The organism is Vicinamibacteria bacterium (genome assembly GCA_035620555.1).
Taxonomy (GTDB): Bacteria; Acidobacteriota; Vicinamibacteria; order Marinacidobacterales; family SMYC01; genus DASPGQ01.
Window position 1 is genome coordinate 1 of the sequence record DASPGQ010000753.1, and the last position, 4,988, is coordinate 4,988.

At 64.0% G+C, this 4,988-nt stretch carries 4 protein-coding genes; 3 read left to right on the forward strand and 1 reads right to left on the reverse strand.

The genetic code is table 11. The annotated features are described in order from the left end of the window. The first annotated feature begins 176 nt into the window (after nucleotides 1–176). Nucleotides 177–1,640 (forward strand): SagB family peptide dehydrogenase, encoded by a 1,464-nt coding sequence (locus VEK15_30240; GenBank protein HXV65013.1) that lies wholly within the window; start codon nucleotides 177–179, stop codon nucleotides 1,638–1,640. Nucleotides 1,641–1,647: 7 nt separating this feature from the next. Here VEK15_30240 and VEK15_30245 read toward each other — a convergent pair whose 3' ends face one another. Beyond that, nucleotides 1,648–3,492, reverse strand: coding sequence for a CocE/NonD family hydrolase (locus tag VEK15_30245; GenBank protein ID HXV65014.1), 1,845 nt, complete (start codon nucleotides 3,490–3,492; stop codon nucleotides 1,648–1,650). A gap of 272 nt (nucleotides 3,493–3,764) precedes the next feature. On the opposite strand from VEK15_30245, the gene VEK15_30250 reads away from it, so the two are divergent. Both VEK15_30250 and VEK15_30255 read left to right on the forward strand, forming a co-directional pair. After that, the gene (locus tag VEK15_30250; protein HXV65015.1) at nucleotides 3,765–4,115 is read left to right on the forward strand and encodes a helix-turn-helix transcriptional regulator; all 351 of its coding nucleotides are present in this window, start codon (nucleotides 3,765–3,767) and stop codon (nucleotides 4,113–4,115) included. Beyond that, the coding region (locus VEK15_30255) for an ABC transporter permease (protein HXV65016.1) at nucleotides 4,112–4,988 on the forward strand (877 nt) is incomplete at its 3' end. The genes VEK15_30250 and VEK15_30255, both read left to right, overlap by 4 nt.

The following is a 4,988-nucleotide window of genomic DNA, read 5'->3' on the forward strand; positions in this document are numbered from 1 at the left end:
GATCGCATCCGTTCCTCGTTCCGTTTGAGCTGCGCTCGAGGACGGCGAGCCGGCGAGGAGGGTGAGTCCGGAAAGCCAGACGATGACGTGTCCAGGGATTCTCATACGCGTCTCTATACCACGGAGGGCGGCTACGGTTCACTATCCCTATCGAGCGGCGTGCTACGATCGGCGCCGTGTCCGAAGCTCCGGGAGAGACCGCACGGCGCTTTCACGAGTTGACGAAGCACAGCTACGAGAGCGTCCGGCTCAACCGCCATTATCTCGACTGGCAGAACCAGCCCATACCCTTCAAGATTTATCGCGACGTCGCGTCCACCCCGCTTCCCCCCGTGAGTGAGCCAGACGGCATGAGCGCGCTCGCAGCGCTCCGGCCGACTCCGGCGGCGCCACGAGCGACGCCGCTCGGCCCGGCGGATCTGTCGCGTCTACTCTTCCAAGCGGCCGGCGTCACGAAGCGCATCCACTATGGTGGCGGTCAGGAGATGCTGTTCCGCGCCGCCGCTTGCACCGGGGCTCTCTATCACATCGAGATCTACGTCGTTAAGGAAGACGGGGTTTTCCACTACGACCCGCGGGAGCACGCACTCGACCACCTTCGTACCGGGGATTGGCGAAGGACGCTCGTCGAAGCCACGGGCGACGACGAACGAGTCGCGAGCGCTGAAGCCGTGCTGGCACTGACGACCACCTACTGGCGCAACGCCTGGAAATACCAGAGTCGAGCTTACCGTCACGCGTTCTGGGACGGCGGCACCATTCTCGCCCACGTTCTGGCGATGGCGCGGGCTCTCGGGATCCGCGCACAGCTCGTCCCGTTCTTCGCCGACCCGGAGCTCGAGCGGCTGCTCGACATCGACCCCGAAGAGGAAGGGGTCGTTACGCTCGTGAGCCTGGGAACCTCGAACCAGCCTCTCCCACCCACACCGGGAAGTCCTGAGCCTTTGCGTCTCGAGACGGTGCCTCTGTCGCGAAGCCGCGTGGACTACCCGCTCATCGTCGAGATGCACCGAGACAGCTCACTCGAAAGCGGCGCTGACGCGCGTGCCTTGCGCGAGGCACCGGCCCCGGGGAAGCGACACGAGACGAGCCCAGGGATCGAGGCCGCCTTCGATGAGCCGCTCGAATCTGTGATTCGGCGCCGCGGCTCGGCGCGGCGTTTCGAACGGCGGCCGATCGATGCCGCGGCGCTCACGAGCATACTCGAGGCAACCACACTCGACGCCATGCTCGGCGATCTCTACGTCATCGCGAACGAAGTGGACGGCCTCGCTCGAGGCACGTACGTTCACGGCGACACGGGGCTTACTTTATTGAAGGAAGGTGATTTCAGAAAAGAGGCGGGGTACCTCGATCTCGGGCAGCCTCTCGCCGCGGATGCGGCCGCGAACGTCTACGTCCTCACCGACCTCGAACCGGTTCTCGCCCGCTATGGCGATCGCGGCTACCGGATCGCCGCCCTCGAAGGCGGGCTTCTCGGCGGCCGGCTCTACCTCGCCGCCTACGCCTGGAAGCTCGGCGCCACCGGCCTCACTTTTTACGACGACGCCGTGACGGAGTTCTTCTCCCCGCACGCGCGTGGCAAGTCGGTGATGTTCCTCGTGGCGATGGGCGTTCGGGGCAAGCGTCCACGGTTGTAGAAACGACTTACTGCTCCGCCTTTCCCGCGGGAACGATAGGCAGCACGACGTAAGAAGGGTGGGCGCCGTCGTGATGAATCGTGTTGTCGGCGCGCATCGTTCGTCGATGGGCACCGAGCGGCTCGCCGGTATTGGGATTCACGTCGAACCGGGGGAAATTGCTGCTCGAGACGTCGAGGCGGATGCGGTGACCCTTCTTGAAGACGTTCGCCGTGGGAAAGGGCTCCACCTTGATCCGGCAGATTTCCCCTGGCGTCATGAGCTCCTGGCGTTCCGACGAATTCCGATAGCGGGCTCGCAGAATGCCGTCGGTCAGGTTCATCGCGAAACCTCGCGGGTAGTCCTCGGACGGGGGATACACGTCGACGAGCTTCACGGTGAAATCGGTGTCGACCGCCGTGGAAGAAACAGTGAGCTCGACGGCAATGGGACCGACGACCTCGACATCCTCGTCGAGGGGTTCGGTCTGAAAGACGACGACGTCCGAGCGAGCGGCTAGCGGAAGGTACGGCTCCCTCGCGCCGAAGATCGCTTCCGTCTCCCTCTGGTCATACGCGCCCGGCTCGAACACCGGGCTCGTGCTCGAAAATGCCCCGCCGATGGTCGGCACGGGGTCTTGGGGGTCGAAGGTATAGGTCGTGGGTAAGGTGGCCCTGTGTGGCCGGCTTTCCGACAGGGTCCCGTCCGCATGAAGAAAAAAGGGCACCAGGCGCGTACCGGGAAGCGGCCAGGCTTCCGCCTCCCGCCAGTACCCTCCGTGAAACATCCGGCCGGCTTCGTCTCGATGGCCGTCGCCCGTCCCCATGACGTAGACACGAACGGGCGCCTCGGCATCCCCGGTGCCCTTGCCTTTCAAAACACGATCGAACCATCTCAGGTGGAACGCGTCATGGAAGTCGGCGATCGCGGCGGCTTCACCGAACGAAACGTCGCCAGCATAGCTTCTCGTGTTGCCGCCGTGAGTCCAGGGCCCCATGACGAGGGACAGGGGCGAGGTCAGCCTCTTCTCGAGCTCGAGGTAGTTCGTCACCGTTCCCCCGGCGTAGGAGTCGTACCAGCCGGAAATGAGCACCATCGGAATGTCGGCGGTCTCGTTGTAATGCTCTTGCCAGTTGATGTCGTGGTGCTGCCAGTACTCGTCGTAGTTGCCGCTTTGCATCATCGTGAGGATGTAGTCCTCGAAGTTGGGCGCGATGGACAGAGGGTTGAGCCCCTTTCGCAGAGGGAGCGCATGGAGCCACTTGTCGACCGGCTCGAGCTCCAGGCTCTTCTTCACGATGGGGTCATCGGTCTCCTCATAGAGCTGGCGGAACGCCCAGGTGAGCTGCTGCAGCTCGAAAGCCCCATGATTTCGAATCTTGTGATCCCAGCCGTTCGACATGCCGCCCATGTTGAGAACGATCGTGGCGAGGTGAGGCGGCCTTAGCTTCGCGGCGTTCGCCTGAACGTGAGCGGCGTACGACGTTCCCCACATGCCAACCCGGCCATCACTGTAGGGAAGCTTCGCGAGGTACTCGATGGCGTCGTAGCCGTCCTGACCTTCACCGATGTACTTCGTGAACTCACCCTCGGACGCATAGGTTCCGCGCAGGTCCTGGAGCGCCACGACATAGCCGTGGGAGGCGAAATACTTCGCCCGTTCCACGAGGGATCGCCCCGTCTTGTCGTAAGGAGTGCGCTGGAGAAGCACGGGAAGCTTCTCGTCGAGGACTCGTCCATCGCGGGCGGGACAGTAAACGTCGGTCGCGAGCCGCACGCCGTCGCGCATCGGGATCATCAGATTGTGCTCGACCTGCACGGCGTCGAACGGCGCGACGGCTGAGAACAACGAGAAAAGCAGGAGCTCCAGCATCCGCGCATCGTTACCCCGCCACCGACCGCGCGTCAACCGACGTCCGTTGGGCGGAGCGGCTTTCTCGTGCTAATATGTCACGGCATGACATGTTTATCCGTGACTATTTATGGGGTGGAGACACAGCCCGGCAGGCTGACGAAAAGTACAGTCCAGCCTGCGCGAGCGGAGCGAGCCCGGCGCGCTGGCCGCGCCGTAAGCAGCCCGAGCCGTGGCGGCTCGATCGATTACGGGTCCCGCCACGGCATTGAGTACTAGAAGAGTTTCCCATCATGTCCCGTACCTCGAACGCCAGAGACGCTGAGCTTTCTAACGTCGCCGTAGAGATCCTGTTGACCCTCCTCCGGGGGCCCCGACACGGCTACGCGATCAAGCTCGACGTCGAGGAGAGGATCGGCGGCGATTTCTTTCTCGGCTCCGGAAGTCTGTACCAGGCTCTGCAGCGCCTCGAGCGGCGCGGGTACGTTGCGGAGGTCGAAGGCGCGGAGCCCCCCGACGCCCGCCGAGGCCGTGTCTATCGCATCCAGCCCGCCGGCAGACGAGCGCTCGAATCGGAGCTCGAACGGATGGCGCGCGTCATGAAGGTCGCTCGGCGACACATCGCGGCCGCGGAAACGAAGTGAGCATTACGCGACCAGAAGAGGGGCCCAGCGAGCAACGGCTCTTCCGCCTCCTGTTGAGGCTGTACCCGCTCTCCTTTCGCGAGCGGTTCGGTGCGGAGCTCGTCGAATCTCTCCGGCGGGACCGGGAGCGACCGCGATTTCGCGGACCTTGGGGCGCGTGTCGTTTCTGGAGTCATACTTCGGCGGACCTGATCCGGACGGCATTCGGCGTGCGGCGGAGGCTTTCACCGTCGGGACGAAAGGAGATCACGATGCTTTCTCTGGGGACCGATTTGCGCTTCGCGGTGCGTTCCACGTGGCGCAACCGGCGGATCACCGTCCTCGCCGCCCTTTCGCTGGCGCTCGGCATCGGCGCGAGCACCGCGATCCTCTGCGTTACGAAGGGTGTCCTCGTGGACCCGTTGCCTTATCGCGATGCCGACCGATTGGCTCTGATCTGGTCGGAGATGCCCTCCTCGGATTTCACACGTTATCCGATCTCGGGCCCCGAGCTGAACGATCTGCGGGAACGCAGCGAGCGTTTCGAGGAGCTCGCCTCGATCTGGACGACTACCGGGGCGGTCGTCGAGGACAACGAGCCCGAAACAGTGCGTCTGGGTCTCGTCACCTGGAACTTCCCTTCGATTCTCGGTGCCGAGCCAGTCATCGGCCGTGGCTTCGAGCCGGAAGACGAGGGAACCTTCTCGGACAGCGTTCTCATCAGCGAATCGCTCTGGCGTCGTCGCTTTGGCGGCGAGCGTTCCGTGGTCGGGAGAAGCGTTCGCATCGACGGCGGATGGGGATTCCCCGGCGGGACATTCAAGATCGTCGGCGTACTGCCCGCGAGCTTTCATCTCGTCATGCCGAGCGATGCCGGCGTCGCCACCCATCTCG